General features: G+C 72.6%; 15 protein-coding genes. 11 read left to right on the forward strand and 4 right to left on the reverse strand.

Features of this window, described 5'->3' with window-relative positions; all coding sequences use genetic code 11:
* The first annotated feature begins 39 nt into the window (after positions 1–39).
* The 6 genes from OHA99_RS03440 to OHA99_RS03465 all read left to right on the forward strand — a co-directional run bounded on the left by OHA99_RS03440 (position 40) and on the right by OHA99_RS03465 (position 8,188).
* Positions 40–1,053, forward strand: coding sequence for a LacI family DNA-binding transcriptional regulator (locus tag OHA99_RS03440; RefSeq protein ID WP_153176766.1), 1,014 nt, complete (start codon positions 40–42; stop codon positions 1,051–1,053).
* A gap of 151 nt (positions 1,054–1,204) precedes the next feature.
* Positions 1,205–2,620, forward strand: coding sequence for an extracellular solute-binding protein (locus OHA99_RS03445; protein WP_153176767.1), 1,416 nt, complete (start codon positions 1,205–1,207; stop codon positions 2,618–2,620).
* Between the two features lie 67 nt (positions 2,621–2,687).
* Entirely contained in the window at positions 2,688–3,647 is a 960-nt protein-coding gene (locus tag OHA99_RS03450) for a carbohydrate ABC transporter permease (RefSeq protein WP_164381427.1), read from the forward strand.
* 18 nt (positions 3,648–3,665) lie between these two features.
* Positions 3,666–4,541 (forward strand): carbohydrate ABC transporter permease, encoded by an 876-nt coding sequence (locus OHA99_RS03455; RefSeq protein WP_153176769.1) that lies wholly within the window; start codon positions 3,666–3,668, stop codon positions 4,539–4,541.
* Between the two features lie 144 nt (positions 4,542–4,685).
* On the forward strand, positions 4,686–6,290 hold the full coding sequence (locus OHA99_RS03460) for a glycoside hydrolase family 13 protein (RefSeq protein ID WP_153176770.1): 1,605 nt from the start codon (positions 4,686–4,688) through the stop codon (positions 6,288–6,290).
* 116 nt (positions 6,291–6,406) lie between these two features.
* Positions 6,407–8,188, forward strand: coding sequence for a SpoIIE family protein phosphatase (locus OHA99_RS03465; protein ID WP_164381431.1), 1,782 nt, complete (start codon positions 6,407–6,409; stop codon positions 8,186–8,188).
* 42 nt (positions 8,189–8,230) lie between these two features.
* Here the strand turns inward: OHA99_RS03465 and OHA99_RS03470 are convergent, their stop codons facing one another.
* Positions 8,231–10,111: an ABC transporter ATP-binding protein gene (locus OHA99_RS03470; RefSeq protein ID WP_381499262.1), complete on the reverse strand. Its 1,881-nt coding sequence runs from the start codon at positions 10,109–10,111 to the stop codon at positions 8,231–8,233.
* A 195-nt stretch (positions 10,112–10,306) separates the two neighbouring features.
* Here OHA99_RS03470 and OHA99_RS03475 point away from each other — a divergent pair, with 195 nt between their 5' ends.
* Positions 10,307–11,206, forward strand: a complete 900-nt coding sequence (locus OHA99_RS03475) for a lysylphosphatidylglycerol synthase domain-containing protein (RefSeq protein ID WP_153176772.1) — start codon at positions 10,307–10,309, stop codon at positions 11,204–11,206.
* A 43-nt stretch (positions 11,207–11,249) separates the two neighbouring features.
* Here the strand turns inward: OHA99_RS03475 and OHA99_RS03480 are convergent, their stop codons facing one another.
* The 3 genes from OHA99_RS03480 to OHA99_RS03490 all read right to left on the reverse strand — a co-directional run bounded on the left by OHA99_RS03480 (position 11,250) and on the right by OHA99_RS03490 (position 15,638).
* The gene (locus tag OHA99_RS03480) at positions 11,250–12,539 is read right to left on the reverse strand and encodes an NAD(P)/FAD-dependent oxidoreductase (RefSeq protein ID WP_153176773.1); all 1,290 of its coding nucleotides are present in this window, start codon (positions 12,537–12,539) and stop codon (positions 11,250–11,252) included.
* The gene (locus OHA99_RS03485; RefSeq protein WP_405693960.1) at positions 12,536–13,939 is read right to left on the reverse strand and encodes an NAD(P)/FAD-dependent oxidoreductase; all 1,404 of its coding nucleotides are present in this window, start codon (positions 13,937–13,939) and stop codon (positions 12,536–12,538) included. The genes OHA99_RS03480 and OHA99_RS03485 overlap by 4 nt, the downstream gene beginning before the upstream one ends.
* A gap of 259 nt (positions 13,940–14,198) precedes the next feature.
* A complete protein-coding gene (locus tag OHA99_RS03490) occupies positions 14,199–15,638 on the reverse strand; it encodes an FGGY family carbohydrate kinase (protein ID WP_153181655.1) in 1,440 nt (479 codons plus the stop codon).
* A 272-nt stretch (positions 15,639–15,910) separates the two neighbouring features.
* On the opposite strand from OHA99_RS03490, the gene OHA99_RS03495 reads away from it, so the two are divergent.
* The 4 genes from OHA99_RS03495 to OHA99_RS03510 all read left to right on the forward strand — a co-directional run bounded on the left by OHA99_RS03495 (position 15,911) and on the right by OHA99_RS03510 (position 22,112).
* Positions 15,911–16,921: a hypothetical protein gene (locus OHA99_RS03495; RefSeq protein ID WP_153176775.1), complete on the forward strand. Its 1,011-nt coding sequence runs from the start codon at positions 15,911–15,913 to the stop codon at positions 16,919–16,921.
* A 98-nt stretch (positions 16,922–17,019) separates the two neighbouring features.
* Positions 17,020–18,534: an amino acid permease gene (locus tag OHA99_RS03500; protein WP_153176776.1), complete on the forward strand. Its 1,515-nt coding sequence runs from the start codon at positions 17,020–17,022 to the stop codon at positions 18,532–18,534.
* 172 nt (positions 18,535–18,706) lie between these two features.
* Positions 18,707–19,768 (forward strand): mechanosensitive ion channel family protein, encoded by a 1,062-nt coding sequence (locus OHA99_RS03505; protein WP_405698888.1) that lies wholly within the window; start codon positions 18,707–18,709, stop codon positions 19,766–19,768.
* Positions 19,769–19,892: 124 nt separating this feature from the next.
* Positions 19,893–22,112 (forward strand): NADP-dependent isocitrate dehydrogenase, encoded by a 2,220-nt coding sequence (locus OHA99_RS03510; protein ID WP_405693964.1) that lies wholly within the window; start codon positions 19,893–19,895, stop codon positions 22,110–22,112.
* Positions 22,113–22,174: the final 62 nt, after the last annotated feature.

The following is a 22,174-nucleotide window of genomic DNA, read 5'->3' on the forward strand; positions in this document are numbered from 1 at the left end:
CGCAAGTCTCTTGCGGAGACTTGCGCTAGTCTTGCGTTCGTGACGCGACGACTTGCTCAGGTGGCGAAGAAGGTTGGGGTCAGCGAGGCCACGGTCAGCCGGGTGCTCAACGGCAAACCGGGGGTCTCGGCGGCGACCCGGCAGTCCGTGCTCAGCGCGCTGGACGTCCTGGGCTACGAGCGGCCCACCCAGCTGCGGGGCGAGCGCGCCCGCCTGGTCGGCCTGGTCCTGCCCGAGCTCCAGAACCCCATCTTCCCCGCGTTCGCCGAGGTCATCGGCGGCGCGCTCGCCCAACAGGGGCTGACCCCGGTGCTGTGCACCCAGACCAAGGGCGGCGTCTCCGAGGCCGACTACGTCGAGCTGCTCCTCCAGCAGCAGGTGTCGGGGGTCGTCTTCGCCGGCGGCGGGCTGTTCGCGCAGGCGGACGCCCCGCACGACCACTACCGGCTGCTCGCCGAGCGCAACATCCCCGTGGTCCTGGTCAACGCCTCCATACCCGACCTCGGCTTCCCCTGCATCGCCTGCGACGACGCGGTGGCCGTGGGGCAGTCCTGGCGGCACCTGACGTCGCTGGGGCACGAGCGGATCGGTCTCGTCCTCGGCCCCTCCGACCACATCCCGTCGCGGCGGAAACTGGCGGCCGCCCGCGAGGCCGCGCAGGCCTCGGACGGCACCCTGCCCGACGCCCACGTGGAGCGGGCCATGTTCTCCCTCGAGGGCGGCCAGGCAGCCGCCACCCGCCTCCTCGAACGCGGCGTCACCGGCATCATCTGCGCCAGCGACCCCCTCGCCCTCGGCGCCGTCCGCGCCGCCCGCCGCCGCGGACACCGCGTACCCCACGACGTCTCCGTCGTCGGCTACGACGACTCCGCCTTCATGACCTGCACCGAACCACCCCTCACCACCGTCCGCCAACCCATCGAAGCCATGGGACGCGCCGCCGTCGACCTCCTCTGCGCACAAATCCAAGGCACCGAAGTCCCGCACCGCGAGCTGCTCTTCGAACCGGAACTCGTCGTCCGAGGCTCCACCGCACAGGTTTCCACCCGGTAGCGGAACCTCGACTTCTACAACGGACTGTCAAACAATTACGAAACCAGCGCGAGATATTGCGCTCACTTGTTCACGGTGGTTGAGTGAGCGGCGCCCCACAACGCATCGGCGGTGGGGCGCCTTCCACGTTCATGCCCGAAGGGGACCACCCATGAGAAGTGCTCGGTTCCGCCGTACTCGCCGTGCCGGCGCCATCACGCTCGTCTCCGCTCTCACCCTGACCGCTCTGGCCGCCTGCGGCACGAGCAGCAGTGACGACGGCGGCGGTTCCGAAGGCGGCAGCGGGTCCTCCGACCCGGCTGCCCCGCTGGACCCGAAGACCAAGGTGACGATCACCATCGACTGCATGCCGCCGAAGGCGAAGGCGGCCGAGCTGAAGGAGTGGCAGGAGGACGTCAAGGAGTTCAACAAGATCTACCCGAACGTCACCATCGAGGGCCGCTCCACCCCGGGCCAGTGTCTGGAGCCGCCGCGCTTCACGGCGATGCTCAAGGCCAAGTCGCAGCCCGACGTCTTCTACACGTACTTCACCGACCTGCCCCAGGTGCTGGACAACGACGGCGCCGAGGACATCACCGCGTACGTCAACGACAAGACGGTCCCCGCCCTGAAGGACATCGACCCGAACGTCCTCGGCTCGCTCAAGCACGAGAACAAGCTCTACGGCCTGCCCACCAGCAACTACACGATGGGCCTGCTGATCAACCGCAAGCTCTTCGAGAAGGCCGGGCTCGACCCGGACGCCCCGCCGCGCACCTGGGACGAGGTCCGCACCGCCGCCGAGAAGATCGCCGGCCTGGGCGACGGCATCGCCGGCTTCGGCGAGTACAGCGCGGGCAACACCGGCGGCTGGCACTTCACCGCCCAGATGTACAGCCGCGGCGCCGACGTCGTGGACGAGAGCGGCAAGAAGGCCACCTTCAACAGCGAGGTGGGCAAGGAGGTCGCCGAGAACCTCCACGCCATGCGCTGGGAGGACGACAGCATGGGCAAGACCCAGCTGCTCAAGTGGGGCGACCTTCAGAAGCAGGTCGCCACCGACAAGCTCGGCATGTTCCTCGCCGCGCCGGACGACGTCACGTACATGGTCCAGCAACTCGGCGCCGACTACGAGAACTTCGGCATGGGTCCGATACCGGGCGGCAAGAACACCCTCGCCGGCGGCAACAGCTACATGATCAAGAAGGGCATCTCCTCCGACAAGATCAAGGCGGCCGTCGCCTGGCTGAACTTCGAGAACCTCACCGTCGGCAAGGGGCAGTTCGACTGGGCCCGCAAGAAGCAGGACGACCTGCCGGTGGGCCTCCCGCAGCCCAACTTCTGGCTGAACGAGTCGAAGAAGAAGGACGACGCGGCCCGCCTCGAGCACGCCACCATGCCGGTCGAGAACTTCAAGGCGTTCATGGACAACCCGGTCCCGGGCCTGGCCGAGCCGCCGAAGGCCCAGGAGGTCTACAAGGTCCTGGACAACGTGATGTCCGGCCTCCTCACCAACGAGGACGCCGACGTCGACAAGCTGCTCTCCACCGCGGAGCAGCAGGTCAACCAGGTTCTGGCCACGCAGTGACCGGCTCCCTCGGGGGGCGGGCCGCACCGCCCCCCGGGGCCCATGAGATCAGCCCCAAGGAGCGACGATGTCGGCCCCCAGCCTGACCCCGAGCAAGGCGGCGAGCGCACGCCACGCCCAGCCGCCGGTGGACGGCCCGCCCCAGCGCGGCGGGGCGTTCGCCAGGAGCCTGAAGCGCAACCTCACCGCGCACGGCTTCCTGATCGGAGCGGTTCTCTGCTTCGCCTTCTTCTCCTGGTACCCGATGGTCCGGGAGTTCTTCCTCGCCTTCCAGAAGACGGACCAGGGCGAGGTCTCCTGGGTCGGCCTGGAGAACCTGCAGACGGTCTACAACGACCCGGCCTTCTGGCAGGCCTGGCGCAACACCGCGCTGTTCACCGTGCTGGCCCTGGTGTTCGGCTTCGCCGTGCCGTTCGTGGTCGCCATCGTCATCAACGAGCTGAGGCACGGCAAGGGATACCTGCGCCTGCTCGTCTACCTGCCGGTGATGCTGCCGCCGGTCGCCTCCGTGCTGCTGTTCAAGTACCTGTACGACCCCGGTTACGGCCTGCTCAACGAGGTGTTCGGCTTCTTCGGACTGCCCGAGCAGCAGTGGCTTCAGGATCCCGACCTCTCCATGCTCTCCGTGGTGATCGCGTCGACCTGGATGAACATGGGCGGCGCGGCGCTCATCTACCTCGCCGCGCTCCAGGGCATCCCCGGCGAGCTGTACGAGGCGGCGGAGCTGGACGGTGCCGGGCTGCTGCGCAAGATCTGGCACGTCACGATCCCGCAGACGCGGCTCATCCTCTCGCTCATGCTGCTGATGCAGATCATCGCCACGATGCAGGTCTTCGTGGAGCCCTTCCTGCTCACCGGCGGCGCCGGCCCCGAGGGCTCGACGACCACCGTCGTCTACCTCATCTACCAGTACGCCTTCAACTTCAACAACTACGGTGCCGCGGCGGCCCTCGGCCTGCTGCTCCTCGTACTGCTGGCCGGTGTCTCGGCGGCGTACGTGAAGCTCAGCCGCGCCGAGGACGAGTAGAGCCGGGGGAAACCACAGATGTCCACACGCACGCTCATCTCACCGGCCCAGCTCGCCCGGCCCCGCGGGAAGCGGCTGTACTGGGTGGTCTTCGGCCTCGTCGTCGCCCTGTTCACCGTGGTCTTCCTCGGCCCGATGTACTGGATGGTCTCCAGCGGCTTCAAGAACACCCAGGAGGCCGTGCAGACCCCGCCGACGCTGGTCCCCGAGTCGTTCGAGCCCGACAACTACTCCCAGGCCTGGAACGTGATGGACCTGGCGGGTCTGCTGGGGAACACCCTGTTCTACGCGTTCGGCGCGCTCGCCTTCCAGTTGGTGTTCGACGTGGCGGCGGCCTACTCGCTGTCCAAGCTCCGGCCGGTCCTCGGCAAGGCGATCCTCGGTCTGATGCTGGCGACGCTGATGATCCCGGCGACCGTGCTGGTCGTGCCGCAGTACCTGACGGTGCTCGACGTGCCGATCTTCGAGCGCAACCTGCTGAACACGCCGTGGGCGATCTGGCTGCCCTCGGTCACCAACGCCTTCAACATCTTCCTGCTGAAGCGGTTCTTCGACTCGATCCCCCGGGAGCTGCTCGACGCCGCCGCCATGGACGGTGCCTCTCCGATGCGCACACTCCGGTCGATCGTGCTGCCGATCTCGCGGCCGATCCTCGGCGTGGTGTCCATCTTCGCGATCGTGGGCGTCTGGAAGGACTTCCTCTGGCCCATGCTGACTCTGCCCGACCCGGCGAAGCAGACCCTGAACGTGGGGATCTACTCCCTGTCCACCGGGGTGCCCGTGAACGTGCTGATCGCCGCGCTCACCATGGCCTCGTTGCCGACGCTCATCATCTTCCTGATCTTCCAGCGCAACATCATGAGCGGACTCACCGCCGGAGGACTCAAGGGCTGAGGGCTCCGGGGCGGGGGCGCCTGCCGCCCGCCCTTCCTCCCCTCCCTCCCGGCTCGTCCCGTCAACCTTCGCCGCCGGCCCGTCCGACGCCCCGCTCTGTCCGGGCCGGCGGCGAAGATCCACCCTGCCCGAAAGGACCGTCACGTGGCAGCCCCCAACTCGCACCGCACCGAAGACTGGTGGCGCGACGCCGTCATCTACCAGGTGTATCCCCGCAGTTTCGCCGACGGCGACGGCGACGGCACCGGTGACCTCGCGGGCGTGCGGGCGAGACTGCCCCACCTCGCCGAACTGGGCGTGGACGCCGTCTGGTTCACCCCCTGGTACGTCTCACCGCTCGTCGACGGCGGGTACGACGTCGCCGACTACCGCACCATCGACCCGGCGTTCGGCACCCTGGGCGAGGCCGAGAAGCTCATCGCCGAAGCGCGGGAGCTGGGCATCCGCACCATCGTCGACATCGTCCCCAACCACGTCTCCGACCAGCACGCCTGGTTCCGGGCGGCGCTGGCGGCCGGTCCGGGCAGCGCGGAGCGGGAGCGGTTCCACTTCCGCCCAGGCCGCGGTGCGCACGGCGAACTGCCGCCGAACGACTGGCCCTCGCAGTTCTCCGGCCGCACCTGGACCAGGGTCGAGGACGGCGAGTGGTACCTGCACCTGTTCACCCCGGAGCAGCCCGATCTGAACTGGGCCCACCCCGAGGTGCGCCGGGAGCACGAGGACGTGCTGCGCTTCTGGTTCGAGCGCGGCGTGGCGGGCGTACGCATCGACTCCGCGGCGCTGCTCGCGAAGGATCCCGCGCTCGCGGACTTCGTGGAGGGCGTCGACCCGCACCCGTACATCGACCAGGACGAGCTGCACGACATCTACCGCTCGTGGCGCAGGGTCGCCGACGCGTACGGGGGCGTCTTCGTCGGCGAGGTGTGGCTGCCCGACGCCGAGCGCTTCGCCCGCTATCTGCGCCCCGACGAACTGCACACCGCCTTCAACTTCAACTTCCTGTCCTGCCCCTGGGACGCGGAGCTGCTGCGGCGCAGCATCGACGACACCCTGGCCGAGCACGCCCCCGTCGGCGCCCCGGCCACCTGGGTGCTGTGCAACCACGACGTGACCCGCACGGTGACCCGGTACGGCCGTGCGGACACCGGCTTCGACTTCGCGAAGAAGACCTTCGGCACCCCGACCGACCTGGCCCTGGGCACCCGGCGGGCGCGGGCCGCCGCGCTGCTGACCCTGGCCCTGCCCGGGTCCGTCTACCTGTACCAGGGGGAGGAACTCGGACTGCCCGAGGCGGACATCCCGCGCGAGCGCATCCAGGACCCGATGCACTTCCGTTCCGGAGGCGTCGACCCGGGGCGGGACGGCTGCCGCGTCCCGCTTCCCTGGGACGGCGACGCGCCGTACTGCGGGTTCGGGTCGGAGACCGATCCCTGGCTGCCCCAGCCGGAGGGCTGGGCGGCGTACGCGGCGGACCGGCAGGCCGCGGACCCGGAGTCGATGCTCTCGCTGTACCGCGAGGCCCTGCGTCTGCGGCGCTCCACGGCGGAGTTCGGCGACGGCCCGCTGGACTGGCTGCCCGCGCCGGACGGCGTCCTCGCGTTCCGGCGCGCGGGCGGCCCGGTGTGCGTCGTCAACCTGTCCCCCGCGCCGGTGGAGCTGCCCGCACACGGCGCCGTCCTACTCGTCAGCGGGCCCCTGGACGAGGCCGGCCGGCTGCCGTCCGACACGGCGGTGTGGCTGGACGCCTGAGCCACACCGGAACGGCACCTTCCGCGCGGAGCGGGCTCCGACGGGGGGTGCCGCCGTCGCCGCTCGTCCCGTGGCAGGGCAGAATCAGGACAGGAGGCCGTGGGAGGAGGCGACGCGTGCGGGAACGACCGTGGCTGGGCGGGCTGCGCCACCCCCGGAATCCCCTCGTCAGCGGGCACCGGGCGGCGCGGGGCGCGCTGCGGTCGATGTCGGAGGCGCTGGGCGCGCGACGGCGGCTGGCCTGGCTGAACGCGGCTGACCTGAGCATCGGCACCACGCTCGACGTCCGGCGGACGGCGGAGGAGCTGGCCGACTTCACCGTGCCGGAGCTGGCCGACGGCGCCGCGGTGGACCTTCTCGACTCGGTGCTGCGGTTCCAGGAGGGAGACCGGGCCACCGGAGGGGACCCACCCCGCCTCAGGGCCATGGCGGTGTCCGAGGTGGAGGGTCTGAACCTGGCTCCCGATCCCGTGGGCGAGCTGTCGGTGCACACCGCCGACCGGCTGGGGCAGCGGTGTCTCACCACCCGCCGTCCGGTGCTGGTGTCCCGGATGACGCGTGCGGACTTCGCCGTGATCGCCCCCTCGCGCGAGTCGTCGGACATCATGCGCCGGGCGGGCGTCCACTCCTACCTGGCGGTGCCGCTGATCGCCCGCGGGGTGCTGTTGGGGCTCGCCGACTTCGTCCGGGCCGGCCACCGGGCGCCGTTCAACCGGACCGACGTGGCGCTGGCCATGGAGCTGGCGTCCAAGGCCGCCGTGTACATCGACAACGCCCGGCTCTACGGGCGTGAGCGCGACCATGTGGTCACCCTCCAGCGGGCGCTGCTCCCCCGCTCCAGCCCGAGCACCCCGGGTCTGGACGTCTCCTCGTGCTACGACCCGGCCGCCGATCCGGCCGCCGTGGGCGGCGACTGGTTCGACGTGGTCGCGCTGCCCAGCGGCCGTACCGCGCTGATGGTGGGCGACGTGATGGGGCGGGGTCTGGCCGCCGCCGCGACCATGGGCCGGCTGCGTACGGTGGCCCGGACCCTGATGGCGCTGGACATCGCGCCCGAGCGGCTGCTGGCCCGGCTCGACCTGGCCGCCCGCGATCTGGAGGAGGACCAGGTCGCCACGTGTCTGTGCGCGGTCTACGACCCGTACGGCAGCACCTTCCGCATCGCCAGCGCCGGGCACCCGCCGCCCCTGCTGACCGCGCCCGACGGTGCCGTCTCGTTCCTGGACGTGCCCGCGGGGGCGCCGCTGGGGACGGGGGTGATCCCGTACGACCCGGTCGAGCGGCCGGTGCCCGAGCGGAGCCGGCTGACGCTGTACACGGACGGGCTGATCAGGTCGCGCACGGCCGACCTGGGCACCCAGCTGGAGCGGCTGCGCGAGGCGGTCGGCGGCGGGGTGCCCGAGGACGGCACGGAGTGCCGGGCGGTGGCCGAGCGGGTGGGCGGCGACCGGTCGGACGACGCGATCGTGCTGGCCGCGTTCGCCCGGCCGCTCGGCCCGGACTGCGACGTGTACGTACGGGCGCTGCCGCCGGACGGCAAGGCCGCCGGGCAGGCCCGTACGGCGGTGCGCGAGCAGTTGGAGCGGTGGGGCCTGGACGAACTGGTCGACACCACGGAGCTGGTGGTGAGCGAGCTGGTCGGCAACGCCCTGCGGTACGGGAACGCCCCCGGGGAGCTGCGGCTGCTGCGGCACGAGCGGCTGTCCGTGGAGGTCTCCGACTCCGGTCCCGACCTGCCGCAGATCCAGCACGCGGACGTGAGCGACGAGAGCGGGCGCGGTCTTCAGCTGATCAACATGATGTGCCGGCGCTGGGGCTCGTGCCGCACGCCCGGCGGGAAGGTCGTCTGGGCGGAGCAGGACCTGCCCTTGCGGGCCGGCGCGGCCGGCCCGCAATAGCCTCCTCGCGGTGGGTCCTCACGGTCCGCCCTCGCGGTCCGTCTACGCGGCCTTGACGGGTTCGGGCCGGTCGAACTGGGTGCGGTGCAACTGGGCGTAGCGGCCGTCGGCCGCGAGGAGTTCCTCGTGGGTGCCGCTCTCCGCGATGCGGCCGGCCTCGACCACCAGGATCCGGTCGGCCGCGCGGACCGTGGACAGCCGGTGGGCGATGACGACGGCCGTCCTGCCGTGCAGTGCCTCGGCGAGGGCCTCCTGGACGGCCGCCTCCGAGGTGTTGTCGAGGTGGGCGGTGGCCTCGTCGAGGATGACGACCCGCTGGCGGGCCAGGAGCAGCCGGGCGATGGTCATGCGCTGGCGTTCGCCGCCGGAGAGCCGGTAGCCGCGCTCGCCGACCACCGTGTCGAGCCCGTCCGGCAGGGAGCGTACGAGGTCGGCCAGGCGGGCGCGGCGCAGCGCCTCCCACAGCTCCTCCTCGCCGGCGCCGGGCCGGGCGAGCAGCAGGTTGGCCCGGACGGTGTCGTGGAAGAGGTGGCCGTCCTGGGTGACCATGCCGACGGTGTCGCGCAGGGACCACGCGCTCAGCTCGCGCACGTCGACGCCGCCGATGCGGACGGTGCCGCCGTCGGTGTCGTACAGGCGCGGCAGGAGCTGGGCGATGGTGGACTTGCCGGCGCCCGACGAGCCGACGAGGGCGATCGTCTGGCCCGGTTCGGCGCGGAAGGAGAGGCCGTGCAGGACCTCTTCGCCGCCGCGGGTGTCCAGGGTGGCGACCTCTTCGAGCGAGGCGAGGGAGACCTTGTCGGCGGACGGGTAGCCGAAGCGGACGTCGTCGAACTCGACGGCGACGGGGCCGTCGGGGACCGGGCGGGCGTCGGGCTTCTCGTCGATGAGCGGGGTCAGGTCCAGGACCTCGAAGACCCGCTCGAAGCTGACGAGGGCACTCATGACCTCGACCCTGGCCCCGGCGAGCGCGGTGAGCGGCGCGTACAGGCGGGTCAGCAGCAGGGCCAGCGCCACGACGGCGCCCGGGTCGAGGGTGCCGCGCAGGGCGAACCAGCCGCCGAGGCCGTAGACGAGGGCGAGGGCGAGCGCGGAGACCAGGGTGAGCGCGGTGATGAAGGCGGCCTGGGCGGTGGCGGTGCGCACGCCGATGTCGGCGACGCGGCGGGCGCGGTCGGCGAACTCGGCGGACTCCTCCTCCGGGCGGCCGAACAGCTTGATCAGGGTGGCGCCGGGCGCCGAGAAGCGCTCGGTCATGCGGGTGCCCATGTCGGCGTTGAGCGCGGCGGCCTCGCGCTGCATGCGGGCCATGCGGCGGCCCATGCGCCGGGCCGGGAGCACGAACACCGGGAGCAGCACCAGGGCGAGCAGGGTGATCTGCCAGGACAGGGTCAGCATGACGGCGAGGGTGAGCAGCAGGGTGACCACGTTGCTGACCACGCCGGACAGGGTGTTGCTGAAGGCGCGCTGGGCGCCGATGACGTCGTTGTTGAGACGGGAGACGAGCGCTCCCGTACGAGTGCGTGTGAAGAACGCGACCGGCATGCGCTGCACATGATCGAACACGGCCGTGCGCAGATCGAGGATGAGTCCCTCCCCGAGCGTCGCCGAGAGCCGGCGGGAGAAGATGCCGAGCACCGCCTCGGCGAGCGCGATGAGGGCGATGAGCAGGGCGAGGCGCACGACCGTGCCCTCGTCGCCGTCCGACACGATCGCGTCGACGACCTTTCCGGCCAGGACGGGGGTGGCGACGGCGAGCAGCGCGGTCGCCACCCCGAGCAGCACGAAGCGGACGATGCGGCGGCGGTGCGGGCGGGCGAAAGCGCCGATGCGGCGCAGCGTGGCGCGGGCGAAGGGGCGGCGCTCGTCTTTGGCGTGCATGACGCTGTAGAGCTGCGTCCACGCCGTGGTCTCCATACTCATGCGGACGACCGTAGAACCTCGACCTTCCTTGAGGTCAAGGCCGCGGCGGCGCGTCCCCCGGTCCGTAAGCCGGTGTCCGCGCGTCGGCCATCCGTAGTTGGCGCTCCTGGGGGAATGTCTTGTGGTGTGACGACAGCGGTTCGAGTCTCCGAGAAGCCACTCCTGCACCGGGTCCCGGTCCGCCGGGTGCTGTGTGTGCTTCCGCTGCTCCTGGTGGGCGTGGTCGCGGTGCGGCACCGATCGGTGCTGGCCGACGGGTTCGGGCATCTCGCCACGGCCCGCTGGCCCTGGCTGCTGGCCGCCGCCGGCGCGACCTGTCTGACCTGGGTGGCCGCCGCCTGCACCCGGCAGGGCGCGGTGGTGGAGCGGCTGCCCCGGCGGCGGCTGCTGGCCACGCAGTTCGCGGCGGGCGCGGCCAACCACCTGCTGCCGACCGGGCTGGGCGCGAGCGCGGTGAACCTGCGGTTCATGACGGTGTGCGGGCTGCCGCTCGCCCGTTCCTCGGCCGCGCTCGCGCTGTATCTGCTGGCGGAGAGCGTCGGCCGCCTCGCCCTGCTGGGGGCCCTGCTGATCGCGTTCCCCGGCGCGCTGCGGCTCGGCGCGCTGCTGCCCGACGCGGCCGTGGGCCCGCTGCTGGCCGTCGCGGGCGCGGTCCCGGTGGTGGCGGCGGTGGCGCTGGCGCTGCTGCCTCGGCTGCGCGGGGCGCTGGCCTCCTTCCTGCGCACGGCGCTGGGCGAGGCCCGGTCGGTGCACACCCGTCCGGCACGGGCGCTGGCGCTGTGGGGCGGCGCGCTGGCCTTCCCCGCGTTGCAGGCGTCGGCGCTGGTCCTGGTGGGACGGTCGCTGGGACTTGAGGTACCGGCCGGGCACCTGGCGGTGGCGTACCTCGCGGCGACGGTGGCGGTCGCGCTGGTGCCCACGCCGGGCGGCATCGGCTCGGTCGAGGCGGCGCTGGTCGTGGCGCTGGTGGCGGCGGGCGGGCCGGCGGCCGTCGCCACGGCGGTGGTACTGGCGTTCCGGCTGCTGACGGTGTGGCTACCCCTGCTGCCGGGGGCGCTGACGTTGGCGGCGCTGGTGCGCTTGCGGGTGATCTGAGGGGCGCGGGACCGGAGGGGCGCAGGACTGTAGGGGCGGAGGGTCAGGTGACGGTGACGTGCACCGCCCCGCCGCCGGGATCGACCCGGTGCGTCCAGCACGCCGTCAGCGTCAGCGGGCGGTGCGGGACGGCCGTGGTGAGCGGGAACCGCTCGCGGTGCAGGGGACGGCCGTCCTGGGTGACGCGCAGGACGGGGCGGGTCAGCGGGACCGCCGTGCGCAGGAGGTACGGGAGGCGGTCGGCCGGGGCGACGCGGTTCGGGGCGATGCGCAGCAGGGGCGGGCCCACGACCAGGGGGACGCCGGTGGGCCAGTACCGGTCCGTCGGGTCTGCCGCGTCCCTCGGATCTGCCGAGGCCCTCGGGTCCGTCCTGTCCGGTTCCGTGCTGCCGTCCGTGAGCCAGTCGCGTACGGCGGTCGCGACGTAGGCACCCTCGCGGGCCGCCGTGGCCGCGCTCTCGACGGCGTGCAGCACGCTGCCCACCGCGAAGACGCCGGGCCGCGAGGTGCGCAGGGCACCGTCCACGGCGGGCCCGCGGGTGCCGGGGTCCAGGGTCAGCTCGCCGCGCCGGGCGAACTCGTGGTCGGGGACGAAGTCGCCGGTGAACACGACGGTGTCGCAGCGCAGCGTGGTCGTACGCCCGTCGCGGTGGCGTACGCGCACGCCCGACAGGCGGCCGCGGCCGAGGAGTTCGGTGACGGTGGTGCCGGTGAGGACGGGGGTGCGGTGCCGCAGGCGTGCCGTCAGGGTCCGCGCGGGGGCCGCGGGGGCCCGGGGCAGCTCCGTGACCAGGGCGACGACCTCGGCTCCGGCGGCCCGTACGGTGTCGGCGGCGGCGTGGGAGACGCTCTCCGCACCGACGATCACCGCGCGGGTGCCGATGTGCTGCCCGTACAGGTGGACCGCCTGCTGCAGTTCGCCGGTGGTGTAGACGCCGGCGGGACGGGTTCCGGGGACGAGGCGGGCGGCGCGGGGGCGTTCGCGGGCGCCGGTGGCCAGGACGACGGCGCGGGCGGTGAGGGTCTCGGCGCCCTGGGGGCCGACGGTGGTGAGGGTGCGGGGGCCCGCCCAGTCGAGTGCGGTGACACCGGTGCGTACGTCGGCTCCGGCTCGCTCGGCCGATGCGGCGAGGAGGCGGGCGTGGGCCGGGCCGGTCAGCGCGTGCGGCCAGGTCCCGAAACCCCGGTGCGCGCAGTGCCTCGGCACTCCCCCGGGCGACTGCTCGCGCTCCAGCACCTCGACGCGGACGCCGGTCCGTGCGAGCCGGGCGGCGGTCGCGAGCCCGGCGGGTCCGGCTCCCACCACCAGCACGTCGACCTGTCGACTTGTCATCCCCGCCCCTCCTCGAACAGCGCCCGTACCGCCGCCCCGCAGTAGAAGCCCTGGCAGCGCCCCGCCCGGGCGCGGGTGCGGCGGCGCAGTCCGTCCAGGGAGCGGGGCGGGACCGGCCCGGCGAGGGCGTCGCGGATCTCACCGCGGGAGACGCGTTCGCAGTGGCAGACCAGGGTGCCGTACTCCGGGTCGGCGGCGACCAGTTCGGGCCGCTGGTGCGGACGCGGGAAGGCCTCGCCGAGGTTGGGCATGCGGACCGGTTCGAGCGGGCGCCGGGGGCCGAGGTCGAGGCCGGTGCCGGCGAGCAGGCCGGTGACGTGCTCGGCGATGGCGAGGGAGGCGGTGAGGCCGGTGGAGCGGATGCCGCCGACGGTGACGTAACCGTGCCCGGGGTGGGCGGCGATGCGGTAGTCGTCGTGCTCGGTGGCGGCGCGCAGGCCCGCGTAGACGGCGGTGACCTCCTCATCGAGCAGTGCGGGCAGGATGCGGCGGCACTGTTCGCGCAGGCGGGCCAGGCCCTCGGCGGTGGACCCGGTGTCGCGTTTGTCGTCCAGGTCCTCGGCGGTGGGGCCGAGCAGGACGTTGCCGTAGACGGTGGGGGCGACCAGGACGCCCTTGCCGAGGGCGGTGGGGACGGGGAGGAGGATGTGGTGGACGAGGGCGCGGGCGAACTTGTCGTGGACGACGAGCTGGCCCCGGCGCGGGGTGACGGTGAAGTCGTCGTGCCCGAGGCTCCGGTCGAGGGTGTCGGCGTGCAGTCCGGCGGCGTTGACGAGCCGCCGTGCGTGCAGCGTGCCGCGCGGGGTGTCGAGCCGGTGGACGCCGTCCGGGTGACCGGCGTGCGCGACGGGCGAGTTGAGGTGCAGGTCGACTCCGCCGCGGACCGCCTGGACGGCGTACGCCAGGGTCGTCGTCCACGGGCAGACGATGCTCTCGCCGGGCACGTGCAGGGCGCCGAGGGCGCCGGGGCCGAGGTCGGGTTCGCGGGCGTAGAGGTCGGCGGGGCCGAGGACGCGGGTGTCGTGGCAGTCGTTGCGCCGGGCCTTCTCGGCGAGGCGGGGCAGCGCCGCGAGCTGCTCCTCGTCCCAGGCGACGAGCAGGGCGCCGACGGGCTCGACGGGGATGCCCGACTCGGCGGCGTACGCGGCGAGTTCGCGGGAGCCCTCCCGCACGAGCCGGGCCTCCAGCGAGCCGGGCACGGCGTCGAACCCGGTGTGCAGGATGGCGGTGTTGGCCTTGGAGGTGCCCTGCCCGACGTCGTCCTGCGCCTCGACGAGGGCGACCCGCAGTCCCGGGTGGTGCGCGAGCCGGCGGGCGATCGCGCACCCGACGACCCCGGCGCCGACGACCACCACGTCGTACGGCTCGACGGGCAGGGTGCCCGACGCGGTGACGGTCATGCGGGGCTCCCTCCGACCCACGCACCGCCCGGGACACGACGCGTCCCCGGAGGCTGCCGCGAGGCCGGCCCGGACTGCCGCTGCCCCCGGCCCGGGAAACGCTCGGCGTCCAGCGTGTCCGGCCCGGGCGGGGCGGACGCGGCCCGGGTCCCGCCCGGGCGACGCGCGCCGGACCGGTGGCCGCACCGCCCGGTGTCCGGCACGCCCGAACCCGGTGGGGCAGCCACGAGCCCGGTCGTGCCCGACCGGGGGCAGCTCCTCATGCCTTTTCCCCGGCGAGCAGCGCGACGACCGCCGTGCGGAACCGGGTGCGGCGCTCCGTGGCCTCGTCGGCGGTGATGCGGGGCTCGTAGACGGTGGTGGGGCCGGTGGCGGGCAGTGCCTCGGCGAGGGTGCGGGACGGGTCGGCGCCGAGCCGGGCGAGGGCGCCGACGCCGAGCGCGGTGGCGTCCGGCAGGGCGGACACCTCGACGGGGCGTTGCAGCAGGTCGGCCTGGGTCTGCATGAGGAGCGCGGAGCGGGTGAGGCCGCCGTCGACGCGCAGGACGGTCACGGGGGCGCCGAGGTCGGCGGCCGCCGCGTCGGCGAGTTCGGCGACCTGGGCGGCGAGGCCTTCGCACAGGGCGCGCACCAGGTGCCCGGGGGTGGTGTCCAGGCCGAGACCGGTGAGCGAGCCGCGCAGGTCGCCGCGCCACCAGGGGGCGGCGAGCCCGGCCAGCGCCGGGACGAAGGTGACGCCGCCGGCGTCGGGGACCCCGGCGCCCACGGGGTCGAGGTCGGCGGCGCCGGTGATGACGCCGAGGTCGGTGAGCCAGCGCACTGCGGAGGCGGCCGTGTACACCTGGCCGTCCAGGCAGTGGTCGGTGCGTCCGCCGAGCCGCCAGGCGACGCAGGCGGCGAGCCCCGAGGCGCCCCGCCTCGGTGTGCCGCCGGTGTGCGCGAGGAGGAACGCGCCGGTGCCGTAGGTGCACTTGGCGGTGCCCGGTTCGGTGACGCGTTGGGCGAGCAGTGCGGCCTGCTGGTCGACGGCGAGGCCGGTGAGCGGCAGTTCGGGACCGAAGGCCTTGGTCGTGCCGACGTGGGCGGCGTTGTCCACGATGTCCGGGAGCCGTTCGCCGCCGAGGCCGTACAGCTCCAGGGCGCGGGGCGACCACTCGGCGCGGTCGAGGTCGAGGAGCTGGGTGCGGGAGGCGGTCGCCGCGTCCGTGACGTGGGCGCCGGTGAGGCGGTGGACCAGCCAGCTGTCGGAGGTGGTGACATGGCCGGCGCGGGTGAGGTGCCGTCGTATCCAGGCCATTTTCGGCGCGGCGAAGTACGGATCCAGGGGCAGGCCGGTCAACTGCCGTAACTCGTCCGAGTGATGGCCGAGTTCGGTGCAGAGGGGTTCCGCGCGGCGGTCCTGCCAGACCAGTGCGTCGGTGAGCGGGCGGCCGGTGTCCGGGTCCCAGGCGAGCACCGTCTCGCCCTGGTTGGCCAGGCCCAGCGCGGTGACCGGTTCGGCCGCGTCGGCGAGTGCCCTGCGCCCGGCGTCGACGACCGAGCCGTACAGCTCCTCCGGGTCCGCCTCCACCAGGCCGCCGGGCAGGTAGCGGGGGCGGACCTCGGCGAATCCGGTGCCGATGACGCCGCGTTCGGGGCAGATCACCAGCGCCTTGGTGCCGGAGGTGCCCTGGTCGACGGCGAGCACCGCGTCCGGCATCGCGCACCTCCCGGCTCCGGCGCCGACGGTCTCGGCGATCACTGCACGCCAGCCTGCCTCCGTGGACACACCGCGTCAAGGGTGGCTGACTGCCAGTCAGTTCCCGCTGGTGGCAACGGACGTGCCGCGCTGCGCCAAAACCGAACAGAGGCGGAACCTCCGCCTCTATAGTGTGCGCCGACCGCTCGACCAACGCACCACCGCCCCCGGGGAGGGCTGTTGTTACTCCATGCTGCCATCCGGCCCGTTCCGCTCCCGACAGCGGGCGCGTGATGGCCAGAGACGGAGCACAGCCCGCCTACGATCCCGCCGGCCACGACACGGCGCTGCGCTCCGCCCTCCAGGAGGTGCGGGCCGGGCGCTGGATGTCGATGCGCATCCTGCTGGAGCAGACCGGTTCGTGGTCGCAGTGGACGCGGCGCACCCAGGTGCTGGCGGCCTCGGCGGCCGGTACGGACGTGGTGCGGGCCTGGCTCGCGGAGGAGCCGCACAGCGTGGCCGCCGCGGTGATGCACGCCCGGGTGGTCGTGGAGCGCGCGCTGCGGGCGCACCGCGAGGACCATCCCCGCACCCGCGAGCTGTGGTTGCAGGCCTGGCACGCCTGCGACGCGGCGACGCGCTCGGCGCCGTACGACCCGGTGCCGTGGGTGTGCCTGCTGGCGCTGGCCCGGCTGGACGAGGAGCAGCGCTGGGAGGAGCACCGGATGGCGCCGCCCGAGCCGATGCTGCCCTCCGGGCCGTGGGGCCTGCTCGCCGAGGCCGGCAAGCGGGACCCGTACAACCGCGAGGCACACCACCGCATGCTGCAGTTCCTGTATCCGCGCGGCGGCTCCGAACGCCTCGCCCGGGCGGCGGGGTTCGCGCACTGGGCGGCGGGTTCGGCGCCGCCGGGCTCGGCGCTGCACCTGCTGCCGCTGTACGTGCGGGTGGAGCGCTACCGCCGCTCGGGCGCGCGGGAGGCGGCACTGGAGCTGCACTGGGTGGCGGAGGACGCCACCCGTGAGGCGGGGCAGGCGTTCGACTCCTGGTTCACGCTCTGCCCTCGGGACGAGCGTTCCCTGCCGGACCTGAACCACCTGGCCCACGCGCTGTGGGGCGCCCTCCGGTTCCGGGAGGCGAACCAGGTGTTCGACGCACTCGGCCCCTACTGGACTCCACTGCCGTGGGCCTGCCGGACCCCGGGCGACGGTTCGGCGCGGCGGGCGGTCGAGGTGTTCCTCCAGGCCCGCACGCGCAGCCGCGCGGCCGCCGGCGGCCGGGGCCGGTCCCGAGGGCGCCCCTGACGCCCCACTCCGGGCCCCGTCTCCCCCGTCGCCCCACCGGTCCCCGTCAGCCCACCGACCCCCGCACCCCCACACCCTTCCGTCCCCGGAGGTCTGCCATGTCCCGACCCTCTGAACCGTCCGCCACCGACGAGGAACAGCGCCTGCGCGAACTCGGTTACCGGCCCGTGCTGGCCCGCCGCATGGGCGGCTTCGGCAACTTCGCGATCAGCTTCTCGGTGATCTCGATCCTGTCCGGCTGCATGACCCTGTACGGCTTCGGCATGGGCACCGGCGGGCCCGCCGTGATGCTGTGGGGCTGGGCGGGCGTCGGCCTGTTCGTCCTGTGCGTCGGGATGGCGCTGGCCGAGGTCACCAGCGCGTATCCGACGTCCGGCGCCCTGTACTACATGGCCGACCGGCTCGGGGGCCGCCGCTGGGGCTGGTACACCGGCTGGCTGAACCTGCTGGGACTGCTCGGCGCGATCGCCGGGATCGACTACGGGGCCGCGCTGTTCACGGGCGCGTTCCTGAACCTCCAGTGGGGCTTCGAGCCGACGCCGGAGAAGACGATGCTGATCTTCGTCGTGATCCTGCTGCTGCACGCCACCCTCAACCTCTTCGGCGTGCGGCTGGTCAGCGTGCTCAACTCGGTCAGCGTGTGGTGGCACCTGGCCGGTGTCGCGCTGATCGTCGGCGCCCTGGTGATCGTCCCCGACCACCACCAGTCGCCGTCCTTCGTCTTCACCGAGTTCGTCAACGACACCGGCTGGGAGAACCCGCTGTACGTGGCCGCGATCGGCCTGCTGCTCGCGCAGTACACCTTCTCCGGCTACGACGCCTCCGCGCATCTCTCCGAGGAGACCTCGAACGCCTCGGTGTCGGCGGCGCGCGGCATCGTGCGGGCCATCTGGGTGTCGTGGCTGGCGGGTTTCGTGCTGCTGGCCGGGCTGACCTTCGCGATCCAGGACTACGACGCGACCCGCGACACCGCGACCGGGGTGCCGCCCGCGCAGATCCTCCTGGACGCCCTGGGCACGGACGGTGCGAGCGCGCTGCTCCTCGTGGTGATCGTGGCGCAGTTGTTCTGCGGCAACGCCGAGGTGGCGGCCGCGAGCCGGATGGTGTTCGCGTTCAGCCGGGACGGCGCCCTGCCCGGCTCGTCGCTGTGGCGCAAGGTCTCCGCCCGCACCCAGACCCCGGTGGCCGCGGTGTGGCTGTCGGTGGCGGTGGCCTGTCTGCTCGCCCTGCCGTCCCTGTACTCGGCGACCGCGTACGGCGCGGTGACCGCCATCAACGTCATCGGCATCACCCCGGCGTACGCGATCCCGGTGCTGCTGCGGCTGCGGGCCGGCGACCGGTTCACGCCGGGGCCGTGGAACCTGGGCCGGTGGAGCAGGCCGGTCGGGTGGGTCGCGGTGGTGTGGGTGGCGTTGGTCACCGTGCTGTTCTGCCTCCCCCAGTCGTCCCCGGTGACGGTCGACACGATGAACTACGCCGTCGTGGCCCTGGTCGTCGTACTGGTATTGGCCACGGTGTGGTGGTTCGTCGCCCGCCGTTCGTACGGCACCCCGACGACCGCGGCCTACGGCGACGACCGTGAGCAGGCGGAACTGGCCGAGGGCATCGTCTGAAACGCCCCGTTCCGCTCCTCGGGGCGGTACGGAACACCGCCCGGGATGCGGCAGGATGAGCCCGCGCACCGGTCGAACTGCCTTGCGGTTCCGCCGGATCGCGCATCCCCGACATCCCGTGGACATTCCGTAGACATTCCGTTGGAGGCGGCCGGTGACCGAGGACCCGACGATGGACCACCTACTGCCCGCCGGCATCGCGCTGGGGGCGGGTCTGCTGGGCGCGTTCCTGCTGCGGCTGCTGCTGCGCTGGCTGGCGGGTCACGCCGGGCGCACCCGCTGGGGCGGCGACGACGTGATCGTGGCCGCGCTGCGCACCATGGCGCCGTGGGCGGCGGTCGCGGGCGGGGTGGCCGGCGCGGCGGCCGCGCTGCCGCTGACGCGGACGGTGCAGCACAGCGTCAACCAGGTGCTCCAGGTGCTGCTGATCTTCGTGGCGACGGTGACGGCGGCACGGGTGGTGGCCGGTCTGGTGCGGACGGTGACGGTGTCGCGGTCCGGGGTCGCCGGGTCGGCCACGATCTTCGTCAACATCACCCGGATCCTGGTGCTGGCCATCGGCTTCCTGGTGATGCTGCAGACGCTGGGCGTCTCCATCGCGCCGATGCTCACCGCCCTGGGCGTGGGCGGTCTGGCGGTCGCGCTGGCCCTCCAGGACACGCTGGCCAACCTCTTCGCGGGCATCCACATCCTCGCCTCGAAGACCGTGCAGCCGGGTGACTACATCCAGCTCAGCAGCGGCGAGGAGGGCTATGTGGAGGACATCAACTGGCGCCAGACCACCGTCCGCGAGCTCTCCAACAACCTGGTCGTGATCCCGAACGGGCAGCTCGCGAAGTCGAACATGACCAACTTCATGCGCCCCGAGCAGCGGCTGACGGTCCTGGTCCAGGTCGGGGTCTCCTACGACAGTGACCTGGAGCACGTGGAGCGGGTGACGACCGAGGTGATCGCCGAGGTGATGACGGAGGTCGGCGGCGCGGTGCCCGAGCACGAGCCGGCCATCCGGTTCCACACCTTCGGCGACTCGCGGATCGGTTTCACGGTGATCCTGGGCGTGGGCGAGTTCAGCGATCAGTACCGGATCAAGCACGAGTTCATCAAGCGCCTGCACAGGCGCTACCGGGCCGAGGGCATCCGGATCCCGTCGCCCGCCCGGACGGTCGCGCTCCAGCAGGGGTCCGTGGTGCTTCCGCAGCAGCGGGCGGGCGAGGACGTCGCGCCGCTCCTCTGACCGGGGCGGACCCGGCGGCGGACCCAGGGGTGGCCGGAATCTCCCGGCCACCCCTGTCGAGTCGCGGTCGATCACGAGATATCTTGATGTCGAGCAATGTTGCAGACGTGGAGCGGAGCACCCGGTGACTGACTCGACCATCATCTATACACACACTGACGAGGCCCCGGCCCTGGCGACGTATTCGTTCCTGCCGGTGGTCCGGGCGTACGCCTCGCAGGCGGGTGTCGCGGTCGAGACCCGCGACATCTCGCTGGCCGGCCGCATCATCGCCCTGTTCCCGGAGTACCTCACCGAGGACCAGCGCATCCCGGACGCCCTCGCGGAGCTCGGCGAGCTGGCCAAGACGCCCGCAGCCAACATCATCAAGCTGCCGAACATCTCGGCGTCCATCCCGCAGCTCAAGGCCGCGATCGCCGAGCTGCAGGGCCAGGGCTACGCGCTGCCGGCCTACCCGGACGACCCGAAGACCGACGAGGAGCGCGACGTCCGCGCCCGCTACGACAAGGTCAAGGGCTCCGCGGTCAACCCGGTGCTGCGCGAGGGCAACTCCGACCGCCGTGCCCCGGCGTCGGTGAAGAACTACGCCAAGACCCACCCGCACCGCATGGGCGCCTGGACCGGCGACTCGAAGACCAACGTGGCGACCATGGGTGAGAACGACTTCCGTTCCACCGAGAAGTCCGCGGTGATCGCCGAGGACGGCACCCTGCGGATCGAGCTGGTCGGCGACGACGGCACCACCACGGTGCTGCGCGAGTCGGTGCCGGTGAAGAAGGACGAGGTCGTCGACGCCTCCGTGCTGCGCGTCGCCGCGCTGCGCGAGTTCCTCACCGCGCAGGTCGCCCGCGCCAAGGCCGAGGGCATCCTCTACTCGGTGCACCTGAAGGCCACGATGATGAAGGTCTCCGACCCGATCATCTTCGGCCACGTGGTGCGCGCCTTCTTCCCGAAGACCTTCGCCCAGTACGGCGACGTGCTCGCCAAGGCCGGTCTCACCCCGAACGACGGCCTGGGCGGCATCTACAAGGGCCTGGAGTCCCTGCCCGAGGGCGCCGAGATCAAGGCGTCCTTCGACGCGGAGCTGGCCGAGGGCCCGGAGCTGGCCATGGTCGACTCCGACAAGGGCATCACCAACCTGCACGTGCCCTCGGACGTCATCATCGACGCCTCCATGCCGGCCATGATCCGCACCTCCGGTCACATGTGGGGCGCGGACGGCGGCGAGCACGACGCCCTCGCCGTGATCCCGGACTCCTCCTACGCCGGTGTGTACCAGGCCGTCATCGAGGACTGCCGCGCCAACGGCGCCTACGACCCCTCCACCATGGGCTCGGTCCCGAACGTCGGCCTCATGGCGCAGAAGGCCGAGGAGTACGGCAGCCACGACAAGACCTTCGAGATCCCCACCACGGGCACGGTCCGCCTGGTGGACGCCGCGGGCAACGCGGTGCTGGAGCAGACCGTCTCCGCCGGTGACATCTTCCGCGCCTGCCAGACCAAGGACGCGCCGATCCGCGACTGGGTGAAGCTGGCCGTCACCCGCGCCCGCGCCACCGGCGACCCGGCCGTGTTCTGGCTGGACGAGGGCCGCGCCCACGACGCCAACCTGATCGCCAAGGTGAAGACCTACCTGTCGGAGCACGACACCGAGGGCCTGGACATCCGGATCCTGAACCCGGTCGAGGCGACCGAGCTGTCGGTGGAGCGCATCCGCCGCGGCGAGGACACCATCTCGGTGACCGGCAACGTGCTGCGCGACTACCTGACCGACCTGTTCCCGATCCTGGAGCTGGGCACCAGCGCCAAGATGCTGTCGGTCGTCCCGCTGATGGCCGGCGGCGGCCTCTTCGAGACCGGTGCCGGCGGCTCGGCCCCGAAGCACGTGCAGCAGCTGGTCAAGGAGGACTACCTGCGCTGGGACTCCCTGGGCGAGTTCTTCGCTCTGGTGCCGTCGCTGGAGCAGTACGCCGAGGCCACCGGCAACGGCAAGGCCAAGGTCCTCGCCGACACCCTCGACCGCGCCACGGCGACCTTCCTCAACGAGGACAAGTCCCCGACCCGTCGCGTCGGCGGCATCGACAACCGCGGCAGCCACTTCTTCCTGTCCCTGTACTGGGCGCAGGAGCTGGCGAAGCAGACCGACGACGCGGACCTGGCCAAGGCCTTCGCCCCGCTCGCCGAGAAGCTGACCGCCGACGAGCAGAAGATCGTCGGCGAGCTGAACGCCGTACAGGGCAAGCCGGCCGAGATCGGCGGCTACTACCAGCCCGACCCGGCCAAGGCCGCCGAGGTCATGCGCCCGTCGGCCACCTGGAACGAGGCGCTGGCGTCCTTCGCCTGATCCTCCCCGGGCCCGCACGGACCCCCGCACCCCGTCTCCGTCCCCTCGGAGGCGGGGTGCCG

This window comes from Streptomyces coelicoflavus (assembly GCF_045041415.1).
Lineage (GTDB): Bacteria > Actinomycetota > Actinomycetes > Streptomycetales > Streptomycetaceae > Streptomyces > Streptomyces coelicoflavus.